The following is a 26,522-nucleotide window of genomic DNA, read 5'->3' on the forward strand; positions in this document are numbered from 1 at the left end:
GGCCCGGTCCCTTGTCAGGGGCCGGGCCTTCCGGCTTTTCGGGGGCCCTCAGGTTTAGGGATCACGCTTTGCGTGCATGGACAGTCGCATTGCGTGGATCTACCGACCCCCGAAGGAGCCTCGTATGCCGCATCCCCTCATCGCCCTCGTCCTGAGCATGACGAGCACGCTGGGGGCGGCGCCTTCGTCCGATCTGTCCGTACGCTACGAGCAGCCGGGCTCGCCGGGCGCCGAACAGGCCAGAAAGCTCCTCAAGGACGGCGACACGCTCAAGACCCGGATCCGGCTGCCCGCGTCGGTCAAGGTCGTCGCCCGTGACTGCGACGCGCCGGAGGCCACCTGGGACCTCGAGGAGCGCCGGATCACCATCTGCTACCAGCTGGTGGACAAGGTGCGCCACGTGATGGACGGCATCTCCGAGACCGAGGAGACCGACGCCCGTACCAGGTCCGCCCGCATGGACGGCGCGCTGGCCGTGCTCTTCCACCACCAGCTCGGCCACGCCCTGACCACGCTGAACGGCCTGGCCGACAGCGAGGAGCAGGCCGACCAGTTCGCGGCGCTGACGCTCGCGTCCGACGCGCCCAAGCGCGTGGTGGCCGCCGCCGAGGCCCGCCACCTGCTCGCCGGCCACTCCGGCATCGACCACCTGTCGGGGCCGCCCGAGTCGGCCACGTTCTCCTGCCTCCTGTACGGCGCCGACCCCGGCAAGTACGACCGGATCGCCCAGGGCGGCTGGGTCCCGCCCGAGCGGGCGCCCACCTGCGCCGACGAGTACGACCGGGTCAGGTCCTCCGTCGGATCGATGGCCGTGAAAGCGGGCACGTAGCGGGTAGCGTCCGGAGTATGGCCGACGAGCTGCTCAAACACTTCAATCCGTTCGACATCTTCGACACGGAGGCCGCCCGGCTCGACCGGTTCTTCAGCGGGCTCGACGAGGCCGGCTGGCAGCGGCCGTCCCGGTGCGAGGGATGGTCGGTGCGTGACGTGCTGGGCCATCTGGCGGGCGAGGAGCTGTACAACCACGCCTGCCTCGACGGGACCGTGCAGGACCTGCTGACCCGGCTCTCCAAGGCCGGCGTGTCCGGTTACAACGACTTCAACGAGTGGTCGGTGCGGCAGCGGCGCCACCTGCCCGTGGCGGAAGTGCTGGAGGAGTGGCGGGTCCAGAACGGCGAGACGCGCCGCCGCATGCGCGAGCTCGGCCCCGGCGGGCTGATCGACACCATGGCCGGGCCCTACCCGTGCGGCCGGCAGGCCTTCCACTACGACTCCGAGTACGCCACCCACGCCGACGACGTCGGCGCGCCCGTCCCCGACGCCGAGGTCGACGACCGGACGCTGTGGCGGGTGGCGGTGGGACAGTTCGTGCTGGCCGAGCAGGAGGCCAAGGTGCAGGTGGAGCAGACGGCCGACGAGATCTGGGCCGCCGTGAACGGGGTCACGGCCTCGCTGTCGTACCCCGAGTTCGTGGAGGCCACGGTGGGGCGGCTGCCTGCGTCGCACGGGATCGACCCGCGCGTCGTCGCGGCCCTGAGGTGCCTCGCCTGACCGTTCGGAAGGGGGATCGACCATGTGGCTGCGTAACCGGGCGGGCACGGAGCCGCTGAGCGCGCGCAGCCCGCTGCGCACCCGGCGGATCCTGTCCCTGGTCGCGCTGGTGCTGGGGATGGCGGCGGCGGTGTTCTTCGCGGTGCTCGCCGCGAGCACGGGGGCGGAGGTCTGGCGCTGGGAGGCCGCGATCGCGGCCGCGGTGGCCGTCGTGGCCGCCGCCGACCTGGCGCTGCTGCGCCGGCGGCGCTGACTGTGCTGTCAGGTGGTCAGTACGGCGAGCAGGAGCAGGACGATCACGAGCGCGCCGGCCGTGAAGATCATCCAGACGTGCGCCAGCACCCACCTGCGCAGGCGATCACCATACGCGTGGGAGAAGTCCCCGTCTGATTCGATCTTGTTGATCGCCGCGACGCGCCTGGCCAGCTCGGGGTCCTCTCGCTCAAGGGCCTGCTCGATCTCAGCGAGAATGCGGCGTTCCTTTCCAGAGAGACTCATGGCCATCACCACTGCTCCGATGCCGGTGACCACCTTTTACCCAGCAGTAGCGCAGGCATGCCCCCTCAGGCCGATCCCCCGCAGGCGCTTACATGCCTGCGGGGGCCGCCCGTCACTTGCGGCGGTTCGCGTAGCGCTGATTGAAGCGCTCGACGCGGCCCGCGGTGTCGAGGATGCGGCCGCGGCCGGTGTAGAAGGGGTGGCTGGCGGACGACACGTCCACGTCGACGACCGGGTACGTCTTACCGTCCTCCCACTCGACCGTCCTGTCGCTGGTGAGGGTCGAGCGGGTGAGGAACGCGAACCCGACGCTCGGGTCACGGAAGACGACGGGGCCGTACGCGGGGTGCAGGTTCTTCTTCATGGCCTGCACAACCAGGTGACAACGGTTTTCATTCCCGAGCTTCCGGGTCGAGTCCCAGCACCGTGCGGCCGCCGTCCACGGGGATGGTGGCGCCGTTCACGAACGCCGCCTCGTCCGAGAGGAGATGCGCCACGACGGAGGCCACCTCGGCGGGGGTCGCGACCCGGCCGAGCGGGTGCAGCATGGCCAGCTGCTCCTCGACGGCCTGCCGCGCCTGCGGGGTCTGCGACTCCAGGAACGCCTCATATCGTTCGGTGGCCACCGAGCCCGGGGCCACGGCGTTGACCCTGATGCCGTGCCTGCCGTACTCCACGGCCAGCGCCCTGGTCAGGCCCTCCGTGGCGGCCTTGGCGGTCGAGTAGGGGAGGCTGCCGGGCACCGCCCTGGTGGCCTGGTGGGAGGTGACGTTGACGATGGCGCCGGGCGTACCGGCCGCGAGGAAGTGGCGTACGGCGGTGGCGCAGCCCACCACGGCGAGGTCGAGATTGGCCGCGATCAGAGCTCTGACCTCGGCGATCGGGGACGTGTGGACGGAGGCGTCGCGGAACACGGCGGCGTTGTTGACCCAGCCGCGCAGGATGCCCGCCTCCTGGGCCAGGTCGGCGGCCCAGGCGGCGACCTCCTCGTCGGCCGCGTCGCCGATCAGCGGGATGACTCGAGGGCCGGCCCAGGCGAGGGCGTCGGGGTCGCGTTCGACGGCCACCACGGTGCTCTTCTCGCCGCCCTTCTCGCCGAGGAGCCGTTCGACCACGGCCTTTCCGATGCCACGCCCGCCGCCGGTCACCACATAGGAAAAGGTCATGACTCGACGCTATTACGCTTTTACCGTGCGCTATTCCTGACGCGGCGAAGTGACATTTATCACCGTATTTCTGACCGGTGAACGGGAACGATCCTGGAGTGATCGACGCCACCGTGCCGAAGTCTCCCATGTGGATGATCGGCGCTCTCTCGATCACGCAAACCGCCGGATATGGCGTGCTCTATTACGCGTTCTCGGTGTTCATCCCACCGATGTCCCGCGACCTCCACGCCGGGGTCGCACAACTGACCGGAGCGATCACCCTGGCCGTCCTGGTGTCGGGGGTCGCGGCGCCGCTCATCGGCCGCTGGCTGGACCGGCACGGCGGGCGCGGGCTCATGACCCTCGGGTCGGTGCTGGGCGGGCTGGCGGTGCTGGCGTGGTCCCAGGTGCGCTCTGTGGCGCAGTTGTACCTGGTCTGCGGGGTGCTGGGCGTGGCGTCGGCGATGGTGCTGTACGAGGCGGCCTTCGCCGTGATCGTGGCCTGGTTCGACGCGACCAGGCGGGCGCGGGCGTTACTCGCGGTGACCGTCGTGGCGGGCTTCGCGTCCAGCATCTTCCTGCCGCTGACGGGCTTTCTCGTGGACCTGTACGGGTGGCGCCAGGCCCTCGTCATCCTGGCCGCCGGATACGCCCTGACCTCGGTGCCGCTGCACGCCCTGGCCGTCCGGAGCCGGGCCGCTCCCCCGCACGTGAACCGGCGCGAGATCGTCGGGGCGGCCCTGCGCGAACGTCCCTTCTGGCTGCTGGCGGCGGCCTTCCTGACCCAGACCGGCGCGGTGTCGGTCATGGGGGTCCTGCTGGTCACGTACCTGATCGCCCTCGGCCACACCCCCCTCTTCGCCGCCGGGGTCGCGGGCCTGCTCGGGGTGCTGTCGGTCACGGGCCGGCTCGTCACCACCGGCCTGCAGGGCCGCTGGTCGGTGGCGTTGATCACGGCGGTGATGTTCGGGGTGCAGGGGCTCGCGGCGGTGCTGCTGCCGCTGGTCGGCAGGAGCACGGCGGGGGCGGTGGCGGGGGTGGTGCTGTTCGGGCTGGGGTTCGGCGTGGGCACGATCGCCCGCCCTGCTCTTCTGGCCGACCGGTACGGCACGGGAGCGTACGCGTCCCTGAGCGGGGCACTCGCGCTGCCCATCACGGTCGCCAAGGCCGTCGCGCCGCTGCTGGCGGCAGGAATCGCGCAGTTCGCCGGGTATCCGGCGGTGATGGGAGCGGTGGCAGCGGCCTGCGCCCTGGGCGCCCTCTCCCTGATCGCCTACCACCGCAACGCCCACCCCAACCCCGCCACCGCCTAACCCACCTCCACTCCTTCACCCCCACAACCCTCACCCTGCCCACATCTCGGCAACCCCCTCAATGGGACCCTTTAAGGACCGACCCCAGCCCTCACCATGGCCGGAGCGCGGCCGGAGCGCGGCCGACCGGGCTCGAAGGGCGCCTTGTGGGCTGGCTCACGGACCGATCACCGTCGGGCAGACTGGGGGATGCCAAGGCGAGCGCGTTGGAGCCCCCGATCGCCGTCGGCGGAACTCACGAAACGCTCACCCGCGAACACGTAAGGTAGCCACATGGATACCCCCACCGACGTTCTGCACCGCGTATTCGGCTACGACTCGTTCAGGGCGGGGCAGCAGGAGATCATCGACCACGTCGTGGCCGGCGGCGACGCGCTCGTGCTCATGCCCACCGGCGGCGGCAAATCGCTCTGCTACCAGATCCCCGCCCTGGTGCGCCGCGGCGTGGGGGTCGTCATCTCACCCCTGATCGCGTTGATGCAGGACCAGGTCGACGCGCTGCGGGCGCTCGGCGTACGCGCGGGGTTCCTCAACTCGACGCAGGACTTCGACGAGCGGCAGCTGGTCGAGTCGGAGTTCCTGGCCGGCGAGCTCGACCTCCTCTACCTCGCCCCCGAGCGGCTGCGCGTGGACGCCACGCTGCGGCTGCTGGCCAAGGGCGAGATCTCGGTGTTCGCCATCGACGAGGCCCACTGCGTGGCGCAGTGGGGGCACGACTTCCGGCCCGACTACCTGGAGCTGTCCACGCTGCACGAGTGCTGGCCCGATGTGCCGCGCATCGCGCTGACCGCCACGGCCACCCCGGCCACGCACGCCGAGATCTCCTCCAGGCTCGGCCTGAGCGAGGCCCGCCACTTCGTCGCCAGCTTCGACCGGCCCAACATCCACTACCGCATCACGCCCAAGAGCGAGCCCAAGCGGCAGCTGCTGGAGTTCCTGCGCACCGAGCATCCGGGCGATTCCGGCATCATCTACTGCCTGTCGCGCTCCTCGGTCGAGAAGATCGCCGAGTTCCTGGTCGACAACGGCATCGCCGCCGTGCCGTACCACGCGGGTCTCGACGCCCGCACCCGCGCCACCCACCAGTCCCGCTTCCTGCGCGAAGACGGGCTGATCGTGGTGGCCACGATCGCGTTCGGCATGGGCATCGACAAGCCCGACGTACGCTTCGTCGCCCATCTCGACCTGCCCAAGTCGGTCGAGGGCTACTACCAGGAGACCGGGCGCGCGGGCCGCGACGGCCTCCCGGCCACGGTGTGGATGGCGTACGGCCTCCAGGACGTCGTCCAGCACCGGCGGATGGCCATGGAGGGCGACGAGGCCCACCGCCGCCGCCAGGTGGTCCACCTCGACTCCATGCTGGCGCTGTGCGAGACCGTCGGGTGCCGCCGGGTGATGCTGCTCGACTACTTCGGCCAGAAGGGCGCCGAACCCTGCGGAAACTGCGACACCTGCCAGAATCCGCCCGAATCCTGGGACGGCACCATCCCCGCTCAGAAGGTGCTGTCGGCGGTGTTGCGGCTGGCGCGGGAGCGGCGGCAGAAGTTCGGGGTGGGGCAGGTGGTCGACATCCTGCTCGGCAAGAAGACCGCCAAGGTGCTGCAGCACGGCCACGAGACGCTCACCGTGTTCGGAGTGGGCACTGACCTGGGCAACGCGGAGTGGCACGGGGTGGTGCGGCAACTGCTGGCGCAGGGACTGCTGGCGGTCGAGTCCGACTACGGAGCGCTGGTGCTCACGGACGACAGCGCTTCGGTGCTCCGGGGACAGCGCGAGGTCCTGCTGCGCCGCGACGCTCTGCGCCCCGCCCGGGCCAAGGCAGCCTCCTCATCGAAAGCCCAGGCGGTGGCCGAGCTATCCGCCGAAGCGGCCCCGCTCTTCGAGCGGCTCCGATCGTGGCGGGGCGCCATCGCGAAGGAGCAGGGGGTGCCCGCGTACGTCATCTTCCACGACGCGACCCTGAGAGAGATCGCCACCGCCCGACCGTCTTCACTGTCGGAGCTGAGCAACATCAACGGCGTCGGCGAAAACAAACTGGCGAAGTACGGCGAACTCCTCCTGGAGGTCCTCCAGGACGACACCTGACCCCCACCACCCCGGCCCCTGCCGCCCGCCTCAGGCGTGCGTTCACCTTGTGCAGGAAGGGCGAGGCGTGGTGGTGGCGACGGCCGCACGAAGAACGGTCGTCGCCACCACGTTGGTCGGCCGGGTCACGGCGATCGGGTGTCGCCGCCCCGCTGACGACCGGCCGGACGTGTGCTGGGCTCTGTGGTCGGTGTCCCCGACGTGGTTGCGGTACAGGATGATCGTACGGCGTGTGAGCGGGAAATGCTGGATGGGCTGGATTGTTCTATCTTTGAGGTTGGGGTCGTTGAGCTGGTCAGAGGGCTGTTGGCCAGTTCGGGTCACGGCCGAGATAGGCCAGAAGGTAGTCCTGGGCCGAGGCGCGCGGGGGCAGGGTCCTCGGCGGGGCGAACCTGTGCGGCCGGTCAACGTCCGTGACGAACAGATGGGCCAGGTCCAGCAGTTCCTCGGCCATGAGATCCGGGATCGGGTGCTGTTCGCCGCAGGCCCTGGCCACGTCCCAGCCGTGCACGGCAATCTCGATCGCACCGGCGGCGGCCACCATGGGCGCGGTCAAATGGCGATCGCCTATGGAGACCATCCCGGGATGGGTGACCGCGCCCACCCACACACCCAGCACCTCTGTGGCGCGGTCCCGGAGAAGGAGCGCCGGGTTGGCCCCGCATCCCTGCCTTCGCGGCGCAGAGCCGCTGAAGCACAAAGCGGCGCTGTCTCCCTCTCCGGTCGCGGACGCAGCCACCTCACGGGCACCAGAGCGCGAAGAGGCGCTGTCTCCTCCCCCGGACGCGGATGCGTTCGACCCGCGAAAGCCGGTTCCCGGTGAGGCGCCGCACCCTCCACCCGACGTGGACGCAGCCGAACCACGAAGGCCCGTGCCCGATGAGGCGCCGCACCCTCCGCCTGACGCAGACGCAGCCGAGCCGCGGATGCCGGAGCGCATTGAGGCGGTGTCTGCACGGCCGGACGTGGGCGCTGTCGGCCTTCGAAGGCCGCGCTGTGGAGGAGTGCCGATGCCGTCGCCTGGTGCGAGGGTGGTCGGCCTTTGGGGGGCCGGGGTGGGCGGCATGCGTGGGTTGGGGGGTCTTGGCGTTGGGACAGGGGTGACGGGTATACGCGGCGGTGCTGGGGGGATGTGGCCGGAGGCGGCGTCGTTCAGGGTTCGGAGTGAGTCGGCCATGTGGTCGAGCAGGTGCTGGAGGTTCCAGTCCGCGCAGGGAGTGGGACGGCAGAGGGCGGCCGGGGTGACTACGCGGAGGCTGCCCAGCGCGTGGTCGATCGCCCGTTCCAGCAGCGCAACCCCCGCGGCCAGTGCCTTTTCTTGATCGCACATATCGCCTCCTCTCTCACATGCAGACCCGCGTGCCCGGGAAAAATCATCGGCCCCGCATACGCTTGGGAGCCGGAGCCGGAGCCGGAGCCGGAGCCGGAGGGGAGATCTGTCACCGACTCGCCGAACGTCGGCGTGACCGCAGCCGGAGGGGAGTTTCTGCCTTGGGCCTGATCAGCGGACTGCTCGACCGTTTCCTCGGATTGCCCGAGGCCACGACGCCCGACATCGAGGTCACCCACGGCTGAGCGTTCCGATGCCCGATGGCGTGGTGCTGTTCGCCTTGCCGCTATCGACTGCGCGGTGCGGCCGCTGCGTGTGGTGCTCGTACGGACTCCGTACGGCAAGCACGAGCTCGACGCCAAGGGCACCGCTCGCGTGCCGGGCAGGCGCGGCATGCGGGTCTTCGTGCAGAACGTACGCGGCGCGTTCGGATCCGGTGGCCGGTTCGCGGCCTTCCAGCAGGAGAGGGAGGACGGGCTGTCCGCGGGTGCCTGGTTGCCGCGAGCAGGCGTGGTGCGACGGGCGGCTGGCGACGGCGGGGGCCAGTTACCTGGATACACGCACGCGGTGGGCGGTCGGGCCGTACTTCGATCCGCAGCTGGAGGCGATGTGCCTGAGGTTACAGCCGTCGCCCTCAGCCTGGAGGTTATAGCTGCCAGCCCTCGGCCTGGGGTTGCGGCCATCGCCCCCAGCCTGAGGTTGCTGCCATCGCGCCCCGGCCTGGAGGTTCCGCCATCGCCCCCAGCCTGAGGTTGCCGCCGTCGCGCCCCGGCCTGGAGGTTCCGCCATCGTATCCCGGCCTGAGGTTGCGGCCGTCGCGTCCCGGCCTGAGGGCCCCAGCCCGGGGTTATGATCGCCGCCCCCAGCCGGGGCTTTCGGGCTAGTGATGGGTGGTGGTCGCTTCGGGTTGATCCTGCCGGTCCGACGTCGTGGGTGAGCGGAACCATGCCGCGCCGCGTTGTGTGTCCATGTACTCGCGGACCCGCTTGACCAGGCCGGACTCCAGTTCGAAGATGAAGCAGTATTCGTTGTCGTAGTGGCCGCCGTGGGCAAGGGTGGCCTGCAGTCTCATCTCGACGACCACGGTGTCACCGTCGGCGTAGAAGCCGGCGAACTCGATGGACACGTTGTCGACGAAGACCGTGGAGAATTCCTCGGTCAGGAAGCGCACGATGCGGTCCCGGCCGATGAGATGGTGGGTTCCATCGATGGCGCGGGAGGTCGCGTTGTCGGCAGGGGCGAGCCACTCCGCGTCAAGGGCGAAGACGTCGCGGACCTGGTCGGCATCACGCGTGGCGAAGATCCGCCAGGCGTCGATGATGAGTTGCTTGTTCGATGCGGCGCTCATGGAATGTCCTTAAGGAGATGGGTGAGCCCGAATTCTCGCGGGGCCCTGATCAGTAGGTCTGGTCACATTCGGCCAGGACGGGCAGCCTGTCCGGATCTGTCCGATCCGGTGAGCCGGTGGATGCCATGCTGGAAGCGTGAACGCAGTCGGCGCCGTTCGGACCACCGGTATCTACTGTCGGGACGACTGCCCGGGCCGCCCCCTCCCGGCGAACACCACCCGCTACCCTTCCGCGGCCGCGGCGGAGGCGGCCGGGTACCGCGCCTGCCACCGGTGCCGCCCGTACCGGCAGGAACCGGCCACCGTCGCGGACATGCCCGAGCTGGTGTGCCACGGGGTCGAGCTCATCGCCGGCGGAGCCCTGGACGACGCGACGGAGAGCAGTCTCGCCGGTCGGCTCGGCGTGTCCCCACGTCACCTGCGGCGCATGTTTCTTCAGCATGCCGGGGTCACGCCCGACCAGCTCGCCCGCTCCAGGCGCGCGCACTTCGCCCGCCAGCTGCTCGACGACACTGACCTTCGCATAGCCGACATCGCCTTCGCCGCGGGTTTCGGCAGCGTTCGGCAGCTCAACCGGGTCCTCATGGGCACCTTCCGCGGCGCCCCGCGTGAGCTGCGGGCCCGACGGCGGGTCACCGACCGCCTCCAGGCCGATGGCGGACTGGCCCTCCGGCTCGCTCACGACAAGTCACTCGATTTCGCGACCGCACTGCGCCACCTGGCCGCACGCGCGACACCGACCGTCGAAGCGGTCTCGTGCAGCTCTTATCGGCGCACCATCCTGATCGATCACGACCCCGGCATGATCGAGATCACCCAGCGATCCCCGGCCGAGCTCCTGCTCGTCGCCCATCTCCCCCGGCTCAACGGACTCATCCACCACGTCCACCGGGCCCGGCGCATCTTCGCCCTCGACGACTCTGCGAGGACGTGCGGTTCGTGGGATCCGTTCGAAGTCGGCGTGCATGACATCGTGCGTGCCGGGGTTCCGGACGCCGCACGGGCACGGGCGATCCTGGGTGACCTCGCCGGCCGGTTCGGCGCGGTCGTGCCCGGCCTCGCCCCTGTCGGCCTCACCAGGATGTTTCCACGACCCGACGTCCTCGCTCGGGCCGATCTCGATGTGCTGCCCATCCCCGATGCCACCGTCCACGCACTACGATCGTTCGCGCAGGCGGCCGCGGACGGCTCGGCGACCCGTCGATAGAAGCCGGAGCCCGCCGCGTTCGCTCCGGCCGGCTCGAGACCTTCAACGGTCGCGAGATCGGGGAGGCCGAAGCTGCAAGCCACGGCGCCTGCTGACCGTCGAAGCCGCAAGCCACGGCGCCTGACGACCTTGGGCGTGGATGCCCGCGAGAGCGTCCAGGGGCGGTCGACTCGCGCCGGGTGGCAGGAGCTGGTTGGCTTGGGGCCGTCAAAAGCGGTCGATCCGAGCGGGGGGCTCTCCATGCGCAGTGTCGAACCCGAGGTCTTCATCGTCTCCCGTCCGTCGCTGGACTACGACGAGCTGGCCCGCTACCTGGCCGAGGTCGGCGGCGAGAGCTGGCTGGAGCGGCTCGATCGCGGCGACCTCGACGCGCAGAACCTCGCCGAGTTCGCCGGTCGGCTCTGCTACCGCTCCTTCGAGCCCGGCCTCAATCCCAACGTGGTCAGGATCAGGGAGAACCAGGACGATTACCTGCGCAACATCCTGGCCAGCGCACACGGCTCGGTCCTCGAGCACGTCAGCTTCAGCTTCGTGCTCCACAACGTCAGCCGGGTGCTGACCCACGAGCTGGTGCGGCACCGCCCGGGTGTGGCCGTCTCGCAGGAGTCGCTGCGTTTCGTCCGGCTGGACGAGCTGCCGTTCTGGTTCCCGGAATGGGCACGGGAAGACGACGAGCTGATGAAGCGGGCCACGGCGGTGCTGGAGCAGCTCGAGCAGTTCCAGCTGTGGATGGGCGAGCACTTCGGGCTCGATGAGGAGGGCGTGCCGTTCTCGGAGAAGAAGCACCGCACGTCGTTCATGCGCAGGTTCGCCCCGGAGGGTGTGGCGACCGGGCTGGTGTGGACCGCGAACGTGCGCACGCTGCGGCACACGATCGAGGCCCGCACCGCCGTCGGCGCGGAGGAGGAGATTCGCCTGCTGTTCCAGCGCATCGGCGAGTTCATGCGTCAAGAAGCCCCCGCTCTGTTCGGCGACTACGTCGTCGAGGAGGGCGGGTCCTGGGTGCCAGGCTGGCGCAAGGTCTGAGCGGTCGCGTCAGGCTCCAGGCTGTTGGCGCTCATGCTTCCAGCGAGTCCGGGTCGCTAGCCGGAACCTCCCGGTATCGCCCGGAGTACAGGTTGCATGAAGTGGTTGATGATGGTGACGCTGTTGGTGGTCGCGGCTGGGTGTTCGGCCGAGGTGCCCGCGCCCGTGGCTCGGTCGGCCGTCCCGAGTCCCTTAAGCCCGAGTCCCGCGAGCTCCAGCGCCGTAGGCCCGAGCGCCGTAAGTCCCAGCCCGACGGTTACCAGGGCTGCGTGTAACGGGACCTCGGTGCTTCTCGGCGGAGGGTTTCCCGAGGTGCGGGGGGTGGGGCGGGATGCGGAGCTGTGGGGGCTGTTGTTCGTGGCGGGTCCGCCGCTGGCGCGCGGCGAAGAGATCAAGATCGTGTGGCGGATGACGGGTGAAGGGCCGCTGCGGGTCAAGGCGACGCTTCCCGACGGTACGCCCGCCAAGCTCGCCTGGGGGCCCGAGGAGCATGGCGGGTCGAGCTGGCACAAACCCGGCGAGGAGTGGGGTACGGGGTTCGTCTTCCCGAAGCGGGGCTGCTGGAAGATCGAGCTCACCCGTACGCGGGGCTCCGGGTACGTATGGCTGCCGGTCAAATAGCCCGGTCGATGAAGGCCGTCACGTCGTCCAGGACCTCGGCCTTGTTGGTCTCGTTGAAGACCTCGTGCCTGGCGCCCTCGTAGATCCGTTCGGTCAGGTCCGTACCCTTGATCGCCTCGACCCCCGGACGGCTCCCGTTCAGCGGGACGAGCTCGTCGTCGGCCCCGTGCACCCACAGCGTGGGCAGGGGCCCGAGCCTGCCGCCCTTGGCGATCGTGGCCAGCGTCGTGGCGAACGCCTCCAGCGTGGCGCGCTTGAACGGGCCGTGCCACACCAGGGGGTCGGCGGCGTAGGCGGCGCCCACCGAGAGGTCGCGGGAGAGGGTGGCCGGGTCGATCGGGACGTCCGGGGGCTCCTCGTAGGCCAGGAGGGTCGGGACGACCGCCCATTCGCCGATCACCGGGCCTGACAGCACGAGCGCCGCCAGGCCGTCGCCGTAGCGCTGGGCGTAGCGGGCCGCGATCATGCCGCCCATCGAGTGGCCGATCACCACGACCGGGACGCCGGGGTGGTCGTCCCTGGCCTGCTCCTCGATGGAGTAGACGTCGGTGACCACGTCCTCGAAGTCCGCGATGTGCACCCGGTCGCCGGCCGACTTGCCGTGGCCCGTGTGGTCGAGGCCGTAGACGGCGGCGCCGTGGCGGACGAGCCGATCCGCCACGTACTCGTAGCGGCCGATGTGCTCGCCGTACCCGTGGATCAGGACGGCCACGTAGCGCGGCCGGCCATGGGGCCATACGCGGACCGTGTTGAGGCCCGTGGTGCCGGTGAAGGTGTGCTCGCGCGACTCGGCCATGGTCACCGAGCGTACGCCCATGATCGCGTGATCGTCCACCGACTGGGACGCGGCTTGAGGTGTGCGGGTGGCGGGGACGGCCGGAGGCGGGAGGCGGTGGCGACGGGGGAAGCCGAGGCGCGGGGATGAGGGGGGCTGTGATGTCCGAAAACCGCTGACTTTTGGGGGCTCGGCGGTGTTGAAGAAGGTATGGACATCCACAGCATCATCGAAAGCCCGTTGGGCCCGATCCTGCTCGTCGGTGACGGCTCCGCGCTGACGCGCGTGTCGTTCGACGTGGGCGGAGGAGCTGGTCTGCGGTGGGAGCCGGCCGCGTTCGAGGAGGTCGAGCGCCAGTTCGCCGAGTACTTCGCGGGCGAGCGGGTCGCGTTCGACCTGCCGCTCGCCACCCGCGGCACCCCGTTCCAGGAGCAGGTGTGGGCGGCCCTGGATGAGCTGCCGTACGGGATCACGACGAGCTACGGCGCGCTCGCCGCGCGGGTGGGCGCGCCACGTGACCGGATCCGCGCGGTCGGCGCGGCCGTCGGCGCGAACCCGCTGCTCGTCGTCCGCCCCTGCCACCGCGTCGTCGGGGCGGACGGCTCGCTGACCGGGTACGCGGGCGGCCTCGAGCGTAAGCACGAGCTGCTCACGCTCGAAGGCGCTCCGCAGCCGCAGCTCTGGAGCGTCGTCGGATGAGCTCGGCGAAGCTGACGGAGGAGGTCAAGATGGACTGGGCGAAACTGACGGAAGAGGTCAACTCGTACGGGTGCGCGCTGACGCCGCCGGTGCTCACCCCCGAGGAGTGCAAGGAGATCGCCGGCCTGTACGACGAGATCGGGCTGTTCCGGTCCACGATCGACATGGAGCGGCACCGGTTCGGCGCCGGGCAGTACCGCTACTTCAGCCGGCCGTTCCCGCCGCTGGTGGAGAAGTTGCGGGCGGAGTTCTACCCGCGACTGCTGCCGATCGCCCGCGACTGGGCGGCCAGGCTGGGCCAGCCGGCGCCGTGGCCGGACGACCTCGACGAGTGGCTGGACATGTGTCACAGAGCGGGGCAGACCAGGCCGACGCCCATCCTGCTGCGGTACGGACGGGACGACTGGAACGCGCTGCACCGCGACCTCTACGGCGACCTGGTGTTCCCGTTGCAGGTCGTGATCGGGCTGGACCGGCCGGGCGAGGACTACACCGGCGGCGAGTTCCTGCTGGTGGAGCAGCGGCCGCGGGCCCAGTCGCGGGGGACGGTGACGCTGTTGCCGCAGGGGCACGGGCTGATCTTCACCACCCGCGACCGGCCCGTGCGCTCCTCGCGGGGCTGGTCGGCCTCCCCCGTGCGGCACGGGGTGAGCACCGTCCGGTCCGGGCTGCGGCATACGCTGGGGCTCGTCTTTCACGACGCGAAATGACGTACACGCTGGTGGGGGCCGACGGCCGCCCGTATGCGAGTCCGGTGCCCGGCACGCTGGGCGGGCATCGAGGGGCCCGGCTGTACGGGCGGCTGGACTGCCCCTCGGCGCTGCGCTCGATCGCTCGTGGGGGATATATCCGGCATCGTGTCTTCTTCGCGGACGCCGGTGACGCGGTGGCGGCCGGGTACCGGCCGTGTTCGAGGTGCTTGCCGGAGGCGTACCAGGCATGGAAGGGCCGGGAGACAGCGTGATGCGGGAGATCGCGCCGGGCGCGGTACACGTGCCCGGCTGGCTGACGCTGGACGAGCAGCGCCACCTGGTCGAGGCGTGCCGCGGATGGGCCATGGGGCCGGTGCCGATCCGGCACACCGTGCTGCCCCGGGGCGGCGTGATGTCGGTCCGGACGGTGTGCGTGGGATGGCACTGGCAGCCGTACCGGTACACGCGCATCGCCCACGACGTGAACGGCCGGCAGGTGGCCGAGTTCCCCGCGTGGCTCGGTGAGCTGGGGCGGCGCGCCCTGGCCGACGCGTACGGACGCCCCGGCGACACGTACGAACCCGACACGGCCCTGATCAACTTCTACGACGGCCAGGCCAGGATGGGCATGCACCAGGACAAGGACGAGAAGTCCGACGCCCCGGTGGTGTCGCTGAGCATCGGCGACCGGTGCCTGTTCCGCTTCGGCAACACCGAGACGCGCGGCCGGCCGTACACGGATGTCGAGCTCGCCTCAGGCGATCTGTTCGTGTTCGGCGGGCCGTCGCGCTTCGCCTACCACGGCGTGCCGAAGGTCCATCCGGGCACCGGCGATCCCGCCACCGGCCTGGCCTCCGGCCGCCTCAACATCACGATGCGCGTCACCGGCCTCCGGTGACATAGTCGAAGTCCTCGTCGGAGAGCGTGCGCCGCAGCGTCCGCAGCACCTTCGCCGGGTCGTCGTCCGGCCCCTGCGCGTAGAAGGGCCTGCCGTCACGGCCGAACGTGATCGCCGCGTCCCCCTCCCACTTGCCCAGCACGTCGGCCGCCGGAGCGAAGTCCTCCGTCGGCTCGAACCCGAGCGTCCGCGCGTAGTCGACGGACCCGAACACCAGGTGCCGGGCCAGCTCGATCGGCGCCTCCTGGAAGCCCGCGTACTCGCCGAAGAAGTACTGGCGGAAGCGCCGCAGGTCGCGGTCGTCGAGCACGTCGGGGCCGATCGCGTTCTTCGCCCCGAGGCAGTAGACGTCGGCGAGGTAGCCGGCCACCGTCATCCTGTCCCAGGTGTGCCGCCGCGCGACCAGCACGCACACCAGGCCGCCCAGGCCCGCGTCGGGGCCCTCGTCCACCCATCCGCGGGCCGGGTCGACGGTGAGCCCCTCGCTCCAGCCGATGTTGACCCAGCACCCGACCACCTCGGGCTCGGCGGTGGGGGCCTCCGAGGCGATGGCCCGCACCAGCGGCGCCACGACGGACGGCGACACCTTCAGCGCCTTGGCGATCTCCTTCGGGGAGCGGCCCTCGGCGCGCAGCTCGCGTACCCGATCCTTCAAGTCCATTCGGGCAGCCTAGCCGTCCTGGCCACCGCCGGCCGCGCCACCATGACGGTCAGGGCGGCGTGGCGAGAACGATGGACGCCGTCAAGCTCCCCGGTGGAAGTAGGACCGGCGCGGCTCCTGGCTGGTCAGGCGGCCGATGCAGCGCAGGAAGCGCGTGCCGGTCTCGAACTGCGCCTGCGACGGCGGCATCACGTCCGCCATCCAGCCGGCCGCGCCGATGTTCCTGGCCGTGCCGACCCTGCTGGCCAGGAGCACCGCCCGGCTGCAGATCCGCTTGATCGTGGGGTGCTTGGCGAGGTCCTGCTGCACGTAGGTGTCGGCGTCCGACGGGATCGGGACGACCGCGAACGTCTCCCACGAGTGCAGCTCCTCGCACCCGACCCGCCTGGCCTTCGTGTCGCCGGAGATGATGACCAGCCCGCCCCAGCACTCCGACTCCTGCACGCACGCCGCCTCACCGCCGCGCACCTTGCTCGCCGGGCAGTTCTCCGTGTACGTCTTCAGCCCCTTGAACACGGTCTTCGCCTCTTCCGTGGCGCTCGTGGAGGCCGACGCGCTGGGAGTCGACGCCTGGTTGCCGCCCGGCTCCCTGGTGACGTACGTGTAGACGACCACGCCGACGCCTATCGAGATCACCAGGGCCAGGGCCGCGGCGATCGAGACCAGCGCCCTCGAGGCACCGCGCCGGGCGGGTGGCATGGTGTCCGCGTGGCCGCCCGGCGGCGGGCCGGTGACCGGCGGACCCATCATCGGCTGCGGCCCCGGGTGACTCGCGTGCTGCCCCATCGGCGGCGGCCCCGGCCGGCTCAGGTGCTGCCCCATCGGCTGGGAGGGGGTCAGCGGTGCGGCGTGCCGTCCCCCGGAGGGTGCCGGGGCGGGCCCGAGCGGGACGGCGGCGAGGGCGTCGCGGAACGCCTCCGCGGTGGGCGTGCGCTCGCGCGGGTCGCTGGCCAGCGCCTGGCGCAGCACGGCGGTCAACTGGGGCGGCACGCCGGGAATGTCCGGAACGGGCAGGCGGTGCAGGGCCAGGATCATCGCCAGGTTCGGCACGCCGCTCTCGGGGAAGCGTGGCGGGCGGCCGTTCAGCAGCGCGTAGACGGTGGCGGCCAGCGCGTACACGTCACCGGCCGGGGTCGGCTCGGCCAGCTCGAACGCCTCGGGCGGCGCGTACGACGGCGTCAGGGACTCGCGCGTCACCGACGCCTCGGGCCCGGACGCGGGCATGGTCGCCAGCCCGAAGTCGGACAGCGCCACCTGGCCGTACCGGTTGACCAGGATGTTGCCCGGCTTCACGTCCCGGTGCAGCACCCCCTGCGTGTGCGCGGCGGCCAGCGCGTCGGCGATCCGTACGCCCACGTCACGCGCCTCGACCGGCGAGAGCCTCCGTCCGGACAGCGACCCGCCCGGGCACAGCTCAAGCACCATGTACGGCCGCCCGTCGGGCAGCAGCCCCGCGTCATAGACGGCCACGACGTGCGGGTGACCGGACAGGGCCCCGGCGGCCGTGACCTCGCGCATGAACCGGCGCCGGTCGCGGTCGGACAGCAGCACCCGGTTGTCGACCTTGAGCGCGACCTCGCGACCCACGGCCGACTGCACGGCGAGGTAGACGACACCGAAGCCGCCCTGGCCGAGAACACCCTTGATCTCATAGCCAGAAACCGATAATTCGGACACGCGCGGAAGCGTACAGGTTCGGGGCGACACCCACTGGAGCGAGGTGATTCAGCCGACGGTCTGGAGGACCTCGCGGAGCCGGGCCGCATACGCCCGGGGATGGCTGGTGTTGCCGTTGTGGCCGCCCGGGAACTCCACCAGCTCCGTGCCCAGCAGCTCCGCCAGCTCGACCGCGCACCGGCGGTCGAAGACGTGCTGCGGGGTGGCGTGCCCGGCCGCGGGCAGGATGCGGGTACGGCACCCGCTCAGGTCGAGCTCGTCCTCGACGACGGCGGTGAAGTCGTGGCGGATGAAGAAGTCGAAGTTCGCCTGCCGTTGCGGCGTGATGGGCTGCGGGGTCAGGTCGGTCTCGGCGTCCTCGGTGATGCCGAGCACCCGCTTCACCTGGCCGATCGCCGCGGGCAGGCCGCCTCCGCGATAGAGCGACTGGAGCTCGGCCAGCTCCTTGCGGTGTTCGGCCCGTTCGGGCTCGGGCAGCAGCCACGGCGAGACGGGCTCGTGCGCGATGAGCAGGCTGAGCTGTTCGGGGTGCTCGACGGCCAGGTGCAGCCCGATGGAGGCGCCCAGGCTCTGCCCCACCATGATCACGGGCTGGTCGGTGAGGTGGGCCAGCAGCCGGTGCACGTCGTCGGCGTGCTCGCGCACGCTCACGCCGGTGCCGGGGACCGTGCTGCGGCTGAGCCCGCGCCGGTCGTACGTGATCACCGTGTACGCGTCCACCAGCCGGTCGACCAGGTCAACGGTGCGACCGGCGTCGCCCTCGCCGCTCTGCGAGATCAGCAGGAGCGGGCCGTTGCCGCGCACCTCGTAGTAGAGGTCGACGCCTGGGATGCGCAAGATGTCTGCGTTCATGACCTCAAAGATAATCCATCAAATCTGATACATCAAGTTCGATGCATTATTCCGGGGATCAGTTTGGCGGCCAGTTCCTCCAGGACCGCCACGGTCTCCGCCACGCGTCGCGGGTCGTCCGTGCCCAGCGCGATCCCCAGCGCGGCGTCGATCGGGGTGTCCCTGACCTGCGTCACCCGTTCGGACACCCCAGGCGCCTCACGGATGATCGTGCGCCGCCGATCCGCGGGATCCGTCTCGGCGATCACCGCGCCCACGGAGCGCAGCCGCGCGATGGCCGCCGACACGGCGCTCTGCGGCAGCCCGGTACGGGCGGCGATCTCACCCACGGTGGTGTCGGGATGTCCGCGCAGGTCGCTCACCACGATCAGCACCGTGCGCACGCTCGTGGAGTGCTCACCGATGCCCTCGGTCGGCATGGCCTCCTCGCCGATCTTCATCAGCGTCCGGCCCAACAGGAACAGCTCGACCCCATTCACGAGCAGCAACATACCGGCGGTGATGGGTAGGGTCGTGCGACGTGACGACGGACTTGGAACGCCTTGCCGAACGCCTGCGCGAGTTCGCCAGGGTCAGGGACTGGGAGCAGTTCCACACACCCAAGAACCTGACGATGGCGCTGGCGGGTGAGGTCGGGGAGCTGGTGGCGGAGTTCCAGTGGCTCACGGCCGACGAGTCCGCGCAGCCCGATCCCGATGCGCTCGCCCGGATACGTACCGAACTGGGCGACGTCACCCTCTACCTGGTCCGGCTGGCCGACGTGCTGGGCGTGGACCTGGTGGAGGCGGCTCAGGCCAAGCTGGACGACAACGACCGCCGCTACGACGCCGACCGCTACCGCGGCTCGGCCAGGAAGGCCCCGCCCTCCTCGCACTCCGGCTGAAACCCGGCAGCACTCACGACCTTACAGACTGCGTCCTTTGCTGTAAGTTCGCTGGGAATCGGATCAAGGACGCGATGACGAGCCGTCGCGGCGACCTGGACCTTTCACTCCGCGTGACCGCCGAGCCGCATCGGCCCTGGAGCGGATCTTCGCAGCATGAGAGCCGACCACGCCACGTTCGACACTGTGTTCGATTCTTGGGTAGGTCACTTTCTGTACTTCTTGACCGAATGTGCCATTTTGTGGCGTGATGCGGATGTTTTGGATCGAGAGATCTTTAGATCCTCCTTATCTGCAACAAGAACGGAAAGATCAACTATGAGACGCACACTGACCGCGTTAGGCATCGGCCTGAGCCTGCTGGGATCCACCGCCATCTCCACCCCGGCGCAGGCCGAGGGCGAGATAACGGTGGCCCCTCTCGCCACTGTGTCGGCCGCTCAGGAGATCGCGCGGTTCTGGCTCGCCGACGGAGCCGCCAACCTGAAGAACGCCACACCCTATGCCGTACAGACCGAGGTCCAGGGGGAACGCGTGTCCACCCCCGTCTCCCCGGACACCAAGCCCGGCTCGGTCGCGCCGGTGGCGGGCCCGGCCGAGCCGAAGGGCAAAACGCCCACGAGCACGGGCAAGGTGTTCTTCATCGGTGGTGACGGGCAGCCGCACTGGTGCACGGGCACCGCACTGCAGTCGCAGTACCGCAACCTCGTCGCCACGGCCGGTCACTGCGTGTACGACATCGAGCGCTCCGACACCACACTCGGCAAGTGGGTCTTCGTCCCCGGCTACACCGCCGGCACCACTCCGTGGGGCCTGTACGTCGGGAAGCAGGCCTTCGCCCACTTCGACTTCTCCACGTACCAGAACTACGACCGCGACTTCGCTTTCGTGAACGTCTACAACGGCGTGGTCTCGCCCTCCCCCGACGTGCTGACCAACACCGGGAGGCTGGTCGACAACGCCGGCGGGCAGGGCTTCGCCTGGAACCAGCCGACGGACTCCATGATGGACGTCTTCGGCTACCCTGCCGGACCCAACCCTGACGGACGGCGGCCCTACACGGGCGAGAACCTGGAATGGTCCACCGGGTCGATCTCCACCATGACGCTGTCCGGCCTCCCCGACGACCTGTTCCTCGGCGTCGAGTCGCCGTTCACCGGTGAAGGCTCCCTCGGTTCTTCCTGGCTGTACAAGTACAGCAGCGACTACCGTGCCGGCTACCTCAACGGCATCACGATCAGCGTTGCCGACACCAATGGCGACGGCCGCTACGACACCGGCGTCTCGCCGTACTTCGACGGCGCGGTGAACGTCATCTACAAGGCCGCCGCAGCGGCCTGGACCGGCTCGATCGCGTAGAACAGCCACCGCGGCCGCTGCGCCTGCCCGGACAGGCGCAGCGGCCGCTGTCACGGACCGTCGCCCTCTCCGGTCAGGAGGCGGGCCACGTCGGAGGCCAGCGTGTTCGCCAGGGCATCCAGTTGGCCAGGGTCTTCCGACAGGAGGAAGAGCCAGGCGAAGATCGATCCCAGGAGCATGGCGTGGACGCGCGCGGGATCCGGCCGGGACGGCAGTTCGCCGCGCGCCACCGCCCGGTCCAGCACCTCGGTCACGCACTCCCGCTCGGCCCTGACGAACGTCCCCGCGAACGCGGCGGCCATCCCCTCGTCCGCGTGCACGTCCGCCAGCAGTCCCGGCACGACTCCGGGTGGCGGCGTGCTCAGGGTGGTGGCGATGACGTGGGTGACGGCGGCCAGGTCGGTGGCCAGGGAGCCGGTGTCGGGGGGTGTCTCCAGCTCCAGGTCGTGCATGACGGCCGCGAAGATCATGGCCTGCTTGGTGGGGTGGCGGCGGTAGATGGCGGCCTTTCCGACGCCTGCCCGCGCCGCCACCGCGTCCACGGTGAGCTGTGCGTATCCCTGCTCGGCCAGCAGTTCGCGGGCCGCCGCGGCGATGGCCCCGTCCACGCGCCCGTCCCTGGGGCGGCCCACCGGCTGTCTCATGTGCGCCAGCTTATTACGGAACCGACGGATCCGTAATACGATTCGGACCTATGAGTTCCGATACTTCCGTTCTCGTAAGGCGGGCGGGCGGGATGCTGGTGTTCCTGGGCTGCGTGCACCTGGTCGCCACCGCCGTGCTGAGCGCCGAGCACATTCCGGGCTGGTTCGGCGGGAGCATGTGGTTCTTCCCGCCGGGGCCGGAGGACCTGTCGCGGCTCGCGCCCGGCGTGGGGGCGTTCTGGCTGGTCTGGGGGAGCTTCGCGGTGCCGCTGGGGCTGGTCGGGGCGCTGGTGGTGGGGTTCGGGCGGCGGGGGCAGGTGCCGCCGGCCTATCTCGGGATCGGGGTAGGGGTGTGGGCGCTGGGTGGTGCCGCGCTGTTCGAGCCGTCGCCGTTCGTGCTCGCGGTGGTGCCGGCCGTGCTGCTGCTGGTCGCCCATCGCCGGGAAACCGTGGAACGCGACGACGCCGGACGGGCCTCGGGGGCCGGTCCGGCGTGAGTCGCGGTACAGGAGGTCATGCCGCGTGGCGCCTGAGGATGGCGAGCGTGAGGGCGGCCAGGCCGATGAAGGTGATCGCGCTGACCAGCGCCACCGTGTTGAGCCCCGTGGTGAACGCGGCCCGCGCCAGGTCCAGCAGGTCGGGCTGGTCCTTGGCGGCGATCACCGCGGCGGTGATGCTCTCGCGGACCGCCTCCACCGGCAGGTGCTCGGGGAGCTGCCCGCGGTAGACGGCGCTGCCGAGGCTGCCCAGCGCGGCCACGCCCACCGCGACACCGAACTCGCCGCCCGTCTCCGACAGCGAGGCCGCGGAGCCGGCCTTCTCCGCCGGTGCGGCCGTCATGATGACGCCGTTGCCCACGCCCATCGGCAGCGCGATGCCCGCGGAGGCCAGGACGAGCCCGGTCACGACCAGCCCGGTGCCACCGGCGCTCGGCACCTGCGTGTGCAGGAACAGCCCGACCGCGCCCACGGCGAATCCGCCGGCCATCACGTACGCGGTGCCGACGCGGCGGGCGAGGGCGGGGGCCAGCGTCAGGGCGACGATCATGGCGAGGTTCTGCGGCACGAGCCAGAGACCCGCCTCCAGCGGGGACATGGCCTCGACGGTCTGCAGGTACTGGGTGGTCATCAGCGTCGTCCCGGCCATCACGACGCCGCCGAGCAGCATGGTCCCGAGCGTGGTCGCGAAGGCCCGGTTGCCGAACAGGCGCAGGTCGAGCAGGGGGTCGGCGAGCCGGCGCTGCCGCCGTACGAACACCACGGCGAACGCCGCCCCGGCCACGACCGCCGCCACGGGCACCGGGTGCCAGCCGCTCCTCGCGATCTCCTTGAGCCCGTACACGACCGGCAGGATGGTCGCGAGCGACAGCGCGACGCTGGCGAGATCGAGCCGGCCCGCGTTCGGGTCGCGGTACTCGGGCAGCAGCGTCCGCCCGGCCACCAGCAGCGCCACCATGAACGGCACCCCCATCAGGAAGGCCGCCCCCCACCAGAAGTGCTCGAGCAGCAGCCCGCCCACGATCGGCCCGGCCGCCATGCCCAGCATGAAGCAGCTGAACCAGAGCCCGATCGCGGTCCCCATCTGCTTGGCGTCCTGGAACATGTTCCTGATCAGCGCCATCGACGACGGCATCAGCGTCGCCCCCGCGATGCCGAGCAGCGCCCGGGCCACGATCAGCATCTCGGCGCTCACCGAGTACGCGGCCACCACCGAGGCCGCGCCGAACGCCGTCGCTCCGATCATCAGCAGCCGGCGCCGCCCGATCCGGTCGCCCAGCGTCCCCATGGTGACCAGGAACCCGGCCAGCATGAAGCTGTAGATGTCCATGATCCAGAGCTGCTGCGGAGCGCTCGCCCCGAGGCCGGTGCTGAGGTGCGGCAGCGCCAGGTAGAGCACGCTGACGTCGACCGAGAGCAGCAGGGCCACGGAGGCCAGGACGGCCAGCCCGGTCCATTCCCGGCGGCCCGCGCGGGTGCCGGTGGGCGTGCCCTCGAGTGTGGTGGTGTTCATCTCGTTCCCCTTTCAGTTGTCTTCACCGTGCTGTAAGGGGCTTCCGATGTTCTTTTCGTGGACTTAAGGCCGCACATAAGGTGACGGTCATGCGTTTTGGGGTGCTGGGTCCGCTGGCCGTGTGGACGGATGCCGGCGAGAGCGTCACGGTTCCCGGGCTCAAGGTACGGGCGCTGCTCGTGGACCTGCTCGTCCACGAGGGCCATCCCGTGTCCGTGGACCGGCTGGTCGACGACCTGTGGGGCGCGGAGCCGCCGGGCAATCCGCCCGGGGCGCTGCAGGTGCGTGTCTCGCAGCTGCGCAAGGCGTTCGAGGACGCCGAACCCGGCGGCAAGAACCTCGTCGTCTCCCGCGCCCCCGGCTACCTGCTGCGCCACGAGGCCGGGGCCGTGGACGCGGCGCGCTTCGCCGGCCTGCTGGCCCGGGCGGAGGCCACCGACAGCCCGCGGACCAGGGCGGGGCTGCTGGCCGGCGCGCTGGCGCTGTGGCGGGGGCCGGCGTACGCCGACTTCGCCGACGAGGAGTACACCAGGTCGGCCATCCTGCGCCTGGAGGAGCAGCGGCTGTCCGCGCTGGAGCAGCACGCCGAGGCGCGGCTGGAGCTGGGCGAGCACGGCCTGCTGGTGGGCGAGCTGGGCGATCTGGTGGCCAGGCATCCGCTCAGGGAACGCCTGCGCGCCGTCCACATGCGGGCCCTCTACCGCGCGGGACGCCAGAGCGAGGCGCTGGCCTCGTACGGCGAGCTGCGGGACCGGCTGGCCGACGAGCTCGGCCTGGACCCGGGACCCGAGCTGGTCGCCCTGCACCAGGCGATACTCGGGCAGGACCCGGCCCTGAGCGTGCCCGCCGACCGCCCCGTCACGAACCTGCCCGCCTCCGTCAGCAAGCTCATCGGCCGGGACGAGGCGCTGGCCGAGGTGTGCGCGCTGGTCGGCGACGAACGGCTGGTGACGCTCACCGGCAGCGGCGGGGTCGGCAAGACCCGGCTGGCGCTGGAGGCCGCGAACCGGCTGGTGGACGGGTTCGCGGACGGGGCCTGGCTGGTCGCGCTCGACCAGGCGTCCCGCTCCCCCGCCGAGGCCGTGCTGGCCGCCCTGGACATCCGCGAGGACGCCGGCGCGCCCGCAGGGGAGCCGGCCTCCCAGGGGGACCGGGCGCTGGAGCGGCAGCTCGGCGCGGCGCTCAGGGCCAGGCGGATGCTGCTGGTCCTGGACAACTGCGAGCACGTGGTCGAGCAGGTCGCCGAGCTGGCCGAGGCGCTCCTGCGGGCCTGCCCCGACCTGCGGATCCTGGCCACGAGCCGGGAGCCGCTGGCCGTGGCCGGCGAGGTGCTGTGGAGTGTGCCGCCGCTCGACGTGCCGGGCAGCGCCGATCTGGCGGTCATGGCGCGCTCGGACGCGGTCAGGCTGTTCGTGACCAGGGCCGCGGCCTCCGCCCGCGGGTTCGCGCTCGACGCGCGCAACGCGGCGGCCGTGGCGCAGCTCTGCCTGCGGCTCGACGGCATCCCGCTGGCGCTGGAGCTGGCCGCGACCCGGGTGCGGGCGCTGGGCGTCCAGGGCGTGGTGGCCAGGCTGGACGACCGGTTCAAGCTGCTGGCCTCGGGGCAGCGGGGCGCGCCGGCCCGCCAGCAGACGCTCACCGCGGTGATCGACTGGAGCTGGGACCTGCTGTCCGAGGACGAGCGCCGCGTCCTGCGCCGCCTCGCCGTGCACGCCGACGGCTGCACGCTGGAGGCCGCCGAATCCGTCTGCGACGCCGCCGAGCTCGACGTGCTCGACCTGCTGGCGCGCCTGGTCGACCGCTCGCTCGTGGTCGTCGTCGAGGCCCCCGCCGGTGTCCGGTACCGGCTGCTGGAGTCGGTGTCGGAGTACTGCCGGGCCAAGCTGTCCGACGCGGGCGAGCTCGACCGGGTACGCCTCGCGCACCTGCGCCACTACCTGGCGCTGGCCGTACAGGCCGAGCCGGAGCTGTACGGGCACGACCAGCGGGACTGGCTGCTGCGCCTCGACGCGGAGGCCGCCAACCTGCGGGCGGCGCTCGACACGGCGGTCGCCGGCAAGGGCGCCGACAGCGCGGCCCGGCTGGTGAACGCGCTGGCCTGGTACTGGTTCCTGCGCGGCCGGCTGGCCGAGGGCCGCCGGTCGCTGGCGGCGGCCCTGTCCGTTGATGGGCCCGCCTCCCCCGTCCGGGCGAGGGCGGCGGCCTGGGAGGCCGGGTTCGCGCTCATCCTGGGCGAGGAGGTCGACTGGGAGCCCGTGCTGGCGGCGGTCGAGGACCCGGGCGAACGGGCCAGGGCCGAGCTGTTCGTGAGCATGCACGTCAAGGACATGCCGACGGGGCAGGAGCTGGTGGGCCGGGCGCTGCCCACGTTCAGGGAGACCGGCGACCGGTGGGGCGTCGCGGCGGCGCTCGCCAGGCAGGCCAGGGACGCGTTCACGACGCGGGACATCGAGACGCTCGAACGGACCGGCGAGGAGAGCGCGCGGCTGTTCACCGAGCTCGGCGACCGGTGGGGGCTGCTGCAGGCCACGGCCTGGCTGGCGTCGCTGGCCGAGATGGCGACCGACGCGGAGCGGGCCACCCGGCTGTTCGGCGAAGGGCTGCGGATGGCCGAGGACCTGGGGCTGTGGCCGGAGGTCTCCACGCGCATCGCCTGGCTGGGCTGGATCGCGATGCAGACCGGCGACTACGACCGCTCCATGGAGTTCTGCGAGCGGGCCATGAAGCTGGCGCAGAGCCAGGGCTACATGGAGGGCGCGATCATGGGTGAGATGGGCCTCGCCTTCGCCGCGCGCCGGGCCGGGCGGCTGGACCTGGCCGAGACGCATCTGCGCCGGCTGCTCGAAGGGGTGCCGCGCGGCGCGGACGTCGAGCCCCCCTTGTACGTGCCGGACACGCTGATCGAGCTGGGCTACCTCACGGAGCTGCGCGGGGACCCGGCCGCGGCCATGGAGCTGCACGTGGAGGCACTGGCCGCGGCCCGCAGGATGGGCGACGTCAGGACGATGGCGTTCGCCGTGGAGGGCGCGGCCTCGGCCGCCGGGCCGACCGAGAAGGCGGCCGTGCTGCTGGGGCTGGCGGCCGCGGCCAGGGAGCGGAACCAGACCCCGGCGGGGGCGGCCGAACGGGCCGACGCCGAGCGGGCGGCGGCGCGGGTACGCGAGGCGCTCGGCGAGGAGGCCTTCGCGGCCGCGTACCGGGAGGGCGCCACCCGCAAGCTCGACGAGGCGGCCGACCTGCTCTGA

29 protein-coding genes and 1 pseudogene are annotated in these 26,522 nt (G+C 71.1%); 17 read left to right on the plus strand and 13 right to left on the minus strand.

Going from position 1 to position 26,522, the window contains the following annotated elements; all coding sequences use genetic code 11:
* Positions 1 to 124: 124 nt before the first annotated feature.
* From ACIHFD_RS30450 to ACIHFD_RS30460, 3 genes are read left to right on the plus strand one after another with little or no spacing between them, the layout of a single operon-like run.
* The gene (locus ACIHFD_RS30450; protein WP_397369788.1) at positions 125 to 829 is read left to right on the plus strand and encodes a DUF4344 domain-containing metallopeptidase; all 705 of its coding nucleotides are present in this window, start codon (positions 125 to 127) and stop codon (positions 827 to 829) included.
* A gap of 17 nt (positions 830 to 846) precedes the next feature.
* Positions 847 to 1,551, plus strand: a complete 705-nt coding sequence (locus ACIHFD_RS30455) for a maleylpyruvate isomerase family mycothiol-dependent enzyme (RefSeq protein ID WP_397369789.1) — start codon at positions 847 to 849, stop codon at positions 1,549 to 1,551.
* A gap of 22 nt (positions 1,552 to 1,573) precedes the next feature.
* Complete coding sequence (locus ACIHFD_RS30460) at positions 1,574 to 1,804, plus strand: DUF6343 family protein (protein ID WP_350729871.1); 231 nt, start codon at positions 1,574 to 1,576, stop codon at positions 1,802 to 1,804.
* An 8-nt stretch (positions 1,805 to 1,812) separates the two neighbouring features.
* On the opposite strand, the gene ACIHFD_RS30465 is transcribed toward ACIHFD_RS30460, so the two are convergent.
* From ACIHFD_RS30465 to ACIHFD_RS30475, 3 genes are all read right to left on the minus strand, one after another.
* A complete protein-coding gene (locus ACIHFD_RS30465; RefSeq protein ID WP_350729870.1) occupies positions 1,813 to 2,049 on the minus strand; it encodes a DUF3040 domain-containing protein in 237 nt (78 codons plus the stop codon).
* A 112-nt stretch (positions 2,050 to 2,161) separates the two neighbouring features.
* Entirely contained in the window at positions 2,162 to 2,413 is a 252-nt protein-coding gene (locus ACIHFD_RS30470; RefSeq protein ID WP_350729869.1) for a type B 50S ribosomal protein L31, read from the minus strand.
* A gap of 28 nt (positions 2,414 to 2,441) precedes the next feature.
* A complete protein-coding gene (locus ACIHFD_RS30475) occupies positions 2,442 to 3,215 on the minus strand; it encodes an SDR family NAD(P)-dependent oxidoreductase (protein WP_397369790.1) in 774 nt (257 codons plus the stop codon).
* Between the two features lie 98 nt (positions 3,216 to 3,313).
* Here ACIHFD_RS30475 and ACIHFD_RS30480 point away from each other — a divergent pair, with 98 nt between their 5' ends.
* Both ACIHFD_RS30480 and recQ read left to right on the plus strand, forming a co-directional pair.
* Positions 3,314 to 4,510: an MFS transporter gene (locus ACIHFD_RS30480; protein ID WP_397369791.1), complete on the plus strand. Its 1,197-nt coding sequence runs from the start codon at positions 3,314 to 3,316 to the stop codon at positions 4,508 to 4,510.
* A gap of 273 nt (positions 4,511 to 4,783) precedes the next feature.
* Positions 4,784 to 6,595: a DNA helicase RecQ gene (gene recQ, locus ACIHFD_RS30485; RefSeq protein ID WP_397369792.1), complete on the plus strand. Its 1,812-nt coding sequence runs from the start codon at positions 4,784 to 4,786 to the stop codon at positions 6,593 to 6,595.
* Positions 6,596 to 6,890: 295 nt separating this feature from the next.
* Here the strand turns inward: recQ and ACIHFD_RS30490 are convergent, their stop codons facing one another.
* On the minus strand, positions 6,891 to 7,199 hold the full coding sequence (locus ACIHFD_RS30490) for a hypothetical protein (RefSeq protein WP_350730364.1): 309 nt from the start codon (positions 7,197 to 7,199) through the stop codon (positions 6,891 to 6,893).
* Positions 7,200 to 7,709: 510 nt separating this feature from the next.
* Positions 7,710 to 7,925, minus strand: a pseudogene (locus ACIHFD_RS30495) (maleylpyruvate isomerase N-terminal domain-containing protein); the annotation flags it as partial.
* Positions 7,926 to 8,243: 318 nt separating this feature from the next.
* Between ACIHFD_RS30495 and ACIHFD_RS30500 the strand changes: the two are divergent.
* Positions 8,244 to 8,675, plus strand: coding sequence for a CocE/NonD family hydrolase (locus tag ACIHFD_RS30500; protein ID WP_397369822.1), 432 nt, complete (start codon positions 8,244 to 8,246; stop codon positions 8,673 to 8,675).
* Positions 8,676 to 8,805: 130 nt separating this feature from the next.
* Here the strand turns inward: ACIHFD_RS30500 and ACIHFD_RS30505 are convergent, their stop codons facing one another.
* Complete coding sequence (locus tag ACIHFD_RS30505) at positions 8,806 to 9,273, minus strand: nuclear transport factor 2 family protein (protein WP_397369793.1); 468 nt, start codon at positions 9,271 to 9,273, stop codon at positions 8,806 to 8,808.
* A 136-nt stretch (positions 9,274 to 9,409) separates the two neighbouring features.
* On the opposite strand from ACIHFD_RS30505, the gene ACIHFD_RS30510 reads away from it, so the two are divergent.
* The 3 genes from ACIHFD_RS30510 (at position 9,410) to ACIHFD_RS30520 (ending at position 12,127) form a co-directional block, all read left to right on the plus strand.
* A complete protein-coding gene (locus ACIHFD_RS30510; RefSeq protein ID WP_397369794.1) occupies positions 9,410 to 10,480 on the plus strand; it encodes a helix-turn-helix domain-containing protein in 1,071 nt (356 codons plus the stop codon).
* A gap of 240 nt (positions 10,481 to 10,720) precedes the next feature.
* Positions 10,721 to 11,506: an FAD-dependent thymidylate synthase gene (gene thyX, locus ACIHFD_RS30515; RefSeq protein WP_397369795.1), complete on the plus strand. Its 786-nt coding sequence runs from the start codon at positions 10,721 to 10,723 to the stop codon at positions 11,504 to 11,506.
* A gap of 321 nt (positions 11,507 to 11,827) precedes the next feature.
* Positions 11,828 to 12,127, plus strand: a complete 300-nt coding sequence (locus tag ACIHFD_RS30520; protein ID WP_350729856.1) for a hypothetical protein — start codon at positions 11,828 to 11,830, stop codon at positions 12,125 to 12,127.
* On the opposite strand, the gene ACIHFD_RS30525 is transcribed toward ACIHFD_RS30520, so the two are convergent.
* Positions 12,120 to 12,923 (minus strand): lysophospholipase, encoded by an 804-nt coding sequence (locus ACIHFD_RS30525; protein ID WP_397369823.1) that lies wholly within the window; start codon positions 12,921 to 12,923, stop codon positions 12,120 to 12,122. The genes ACIHFD_RS30520 and ACIHFD_RS30525 overlap by 8 nt on opposite strands.
* Positions 12,924 to 13,112: 189 nt before the next feature.
* On the opposite strand from ACIHFD_RS30525, the gene ACIHFD_RS30530 reads away from it, so the two are divergent.
* From ACIHFD_RS30530 to ACIHFD_RS30545, 4 genes are read left to right on the plus strand one after another with little or no spacing between them, the layout of a single operon-like run.
* Entirely contained in the window at positions 13,113 to 13,601 is a 489-nt protein-coding gene (locus tag ACIHFD_RS30530; protein WP_397369796.1) for a methylated-DNA--[protein]-cysteine S-methyltransferase, read from the plus strand.
* Positions 13,598 to 14,311 (plus strand): 2OG-Fe(II) oxygenase, encoded by a 714-nt coding sequence (locus ACIHFD_RS30535; RefSeq protein ID WP_397369797.1) that lies wholly within the window; start codon positions 13,598 to 13,600, stop codon positions 14,309 to 14,311. The genes ACIHFD_RS30530 and ACIHFD_RS30535 overlap by 4 nt, the downstream gene beginning before the upstream one ends.
* Positions 14,308 to 14,565 carry an Ada metal-binding domain-containing protein gene (locus ACIHFD_RS30540; protein ID WP_350729851.1) on the plus strand — a complete coding sequence of 86 codons (258 nt, stop codon included), beginning with the start codon at positions 14,308 to 14,310 and terminating at the stop codon, positions 14,563 to 14,565. The genes ACIHFD_RS30535 and ACIHFD_RS30540 overlap by 4 nt, the downstream gene beginning before the upstream one ends.
* Positions 14,565 to 15,191, plus strand: a complete 627-nt coding sequence (locus tag ACIHFD_RS30545) for an alpha-ketoglutarate-dependent dioxygenase AlkB (RefSeq protein WP_355191462.1) — start codon at positions 14,565 to 14,567, stop codon at positions 15,189 to 15,191. The genes ACIHFD_RS30540 and ACIHFD_RS30545 overlap by 1 nt, the downstream gene beginning before the upstream one ends.
* Here the strand turns inward: ACIHFD_RS30545 and ACIHFD_RS30550 are convergent.
* The 4 genes from ACIHFD_RS30550 to ACIHFD_RS30565 all read right to left on the minus strand — a co-directional run bounded on the left by ACIHFD_RS30550 (position 15,175) and on the right by ACIHFD_RS30565 (position 18,860).
* Positions 15,175 to 15,852, minus strand: coding sequence for a helix-turn-helix domain-containing protein (locus ACIHFD_RS30550; RefSeq protein WP_350729849.1), 678 nt, complete (start codon positions 15,850 to 15,852; stop codon positions 15,175 to 15,177). The genes ACIHFD_RS30545 and ACIHFD_RS30550 overlap by 17 nt on opposite strands.
* 81 nt (positions 15,853 to 15,933) lie before the next feature.
* Positions 15,934 to 17,529, minus strand: a complete 1,596-nt coding sequence (locus ACIHFD_RS30555; RefSeq protein ID WP_397369798.1) for a serine/threonine-protein kinase — start codon at positions 17,527 to 17,529, stop codon at positions 15,934 to 15,936.
* A 48-nt stretch (positions 17,530 to 17,577) separates the two neighbouring features.
* Positions 17,578 to 18,381: an alpha/beta fold hydrolase gene (locus ACIHFD_RS30560; protein ID WP_397369800.1), complete on the minus strand. Its 804-nt coding sequence runs from the start codon at positions 18,379 to 18,381 to the stop codon at positions 17,578 to 17,580.
* 32 nt (positions 18,382 to 18,413) lie between these two features.
* Positions 18,414 to 18,860: a MarR family transcriptional regulator gene (locus ACIHFD_RS30565; protein ID WP_397369802.1), complete on the minus strand. Its 447-nt coding sequence runs from the start codon at positions 18,858 to 18,860 to the stop codon at positions 18,414 to 18,416.
* A gap of 41 nt (positions 18,861 to 18,901) precedes the next feature.
* On the opposite strand from ACIHFD_RS30565, the gene ACIHFD_RS30570 reads away from it, so the two are divergent.
* Both ACIHFD_RS30570 and ACIHFD_RS30575 read left to right on the plus strand, forming a co-directional pair.
* Positions 18,902 to 19,264 carry a nucleotide pyrophosphohydrolase gene (locus ACIHFD_RS30570; protein ID WP_397369803.1) on the plus strand — a complete coding sequence of 121 codons (363 nt, stop codon included), beginning with the start codon at positions 18,902 to 18,904 and terminating at the stop codon, positions 19,262 to 19,264.
* Positions 19,265 to 19,582: 318 nt separating this feature from the next.
* Positions 19,583 to 20,623, plus strand: coding sequence for a trypsin-like serine peptidase (locus ACIHFD_RS30575; protein WP_397369804.1), 1,041 nt, complete (start codon positions 19,583 to 19,585; stop codon positions 20,621 to 20,623).
* Between the two features lie 50 nt (positions 20,624 to 20,673).
* Here the strand turns inward: ACIHFD_RS30575 and ACIHFD_RS30580 are convergent, their stop codons facing one another.
* Positions 20,674 to 21,267 (minus strand): TetR/AcrR family transcriptional regulator, encoded by a 594-nt coding sequence (locus ACIHFD_RS30580; RefSeq protein WP_397369805.1) that lies wholly within the window; start codon positions 21,265 to 21,267, stop codon positions 20,674 to 20,676.
* A gap of 50 nt (positions 21,268 to 21,317) precedes the next feature.
* Between ACIHFD_RS30580 and ACIHFD_RS30585 the strand changes: the two genes are divergently transcribed.
* The gene (locus ACIHFD_RS30585) at positions 21,318 to 21,764 is read left to right on the plus strand and encodes a hypothetical protein (protein WP_397369806.1); all 447 of its coding nucleotides are present in this window, start codon (positions 21,318 to 21,320) and stop codon (positions 21,762 to 21,764) included.
* A 16-nt stretch (positions 21,765 to 21,780) separates the two neighbouring features.
* Here ACIHFD_RS30585 and ACIHFD_RS30590 read toward each other — a convergent pair whose 3' ends face one another.
* Positions 21,781 to 23,277, minus strand: a complete 1,497-nt coding sequence (locus tag ACIHFD_RS30590) for an MFS transporter (RefSeq protein ID WP_397369807.1) — start codon at positions 23,275 to 23,277, stop codon at positions 21,781 to 21,783.
* An 89-nt stretch (positions 23,278 to 23,366) separates the two neighbouring features.
* Between ACIHFD_RS30590 and ACIHFD_RS30595 the strand changes: the two genes are divergently transcribed.
* Positions 23,367 to 26,522, plus strand: a complete 3,156-nt coding sequence (locus ACIHFD_RS30595; RefSeq protein WP_397369808.1) for a BTAD domain-containing putative transcriptional regulator — start codon at positions 23,367 to 23,369, stop codon at positions 26,520 to 26,522.

Source organism: Nonomuraea sp. NPDC051941 (genome assembly GCF_044593615.1).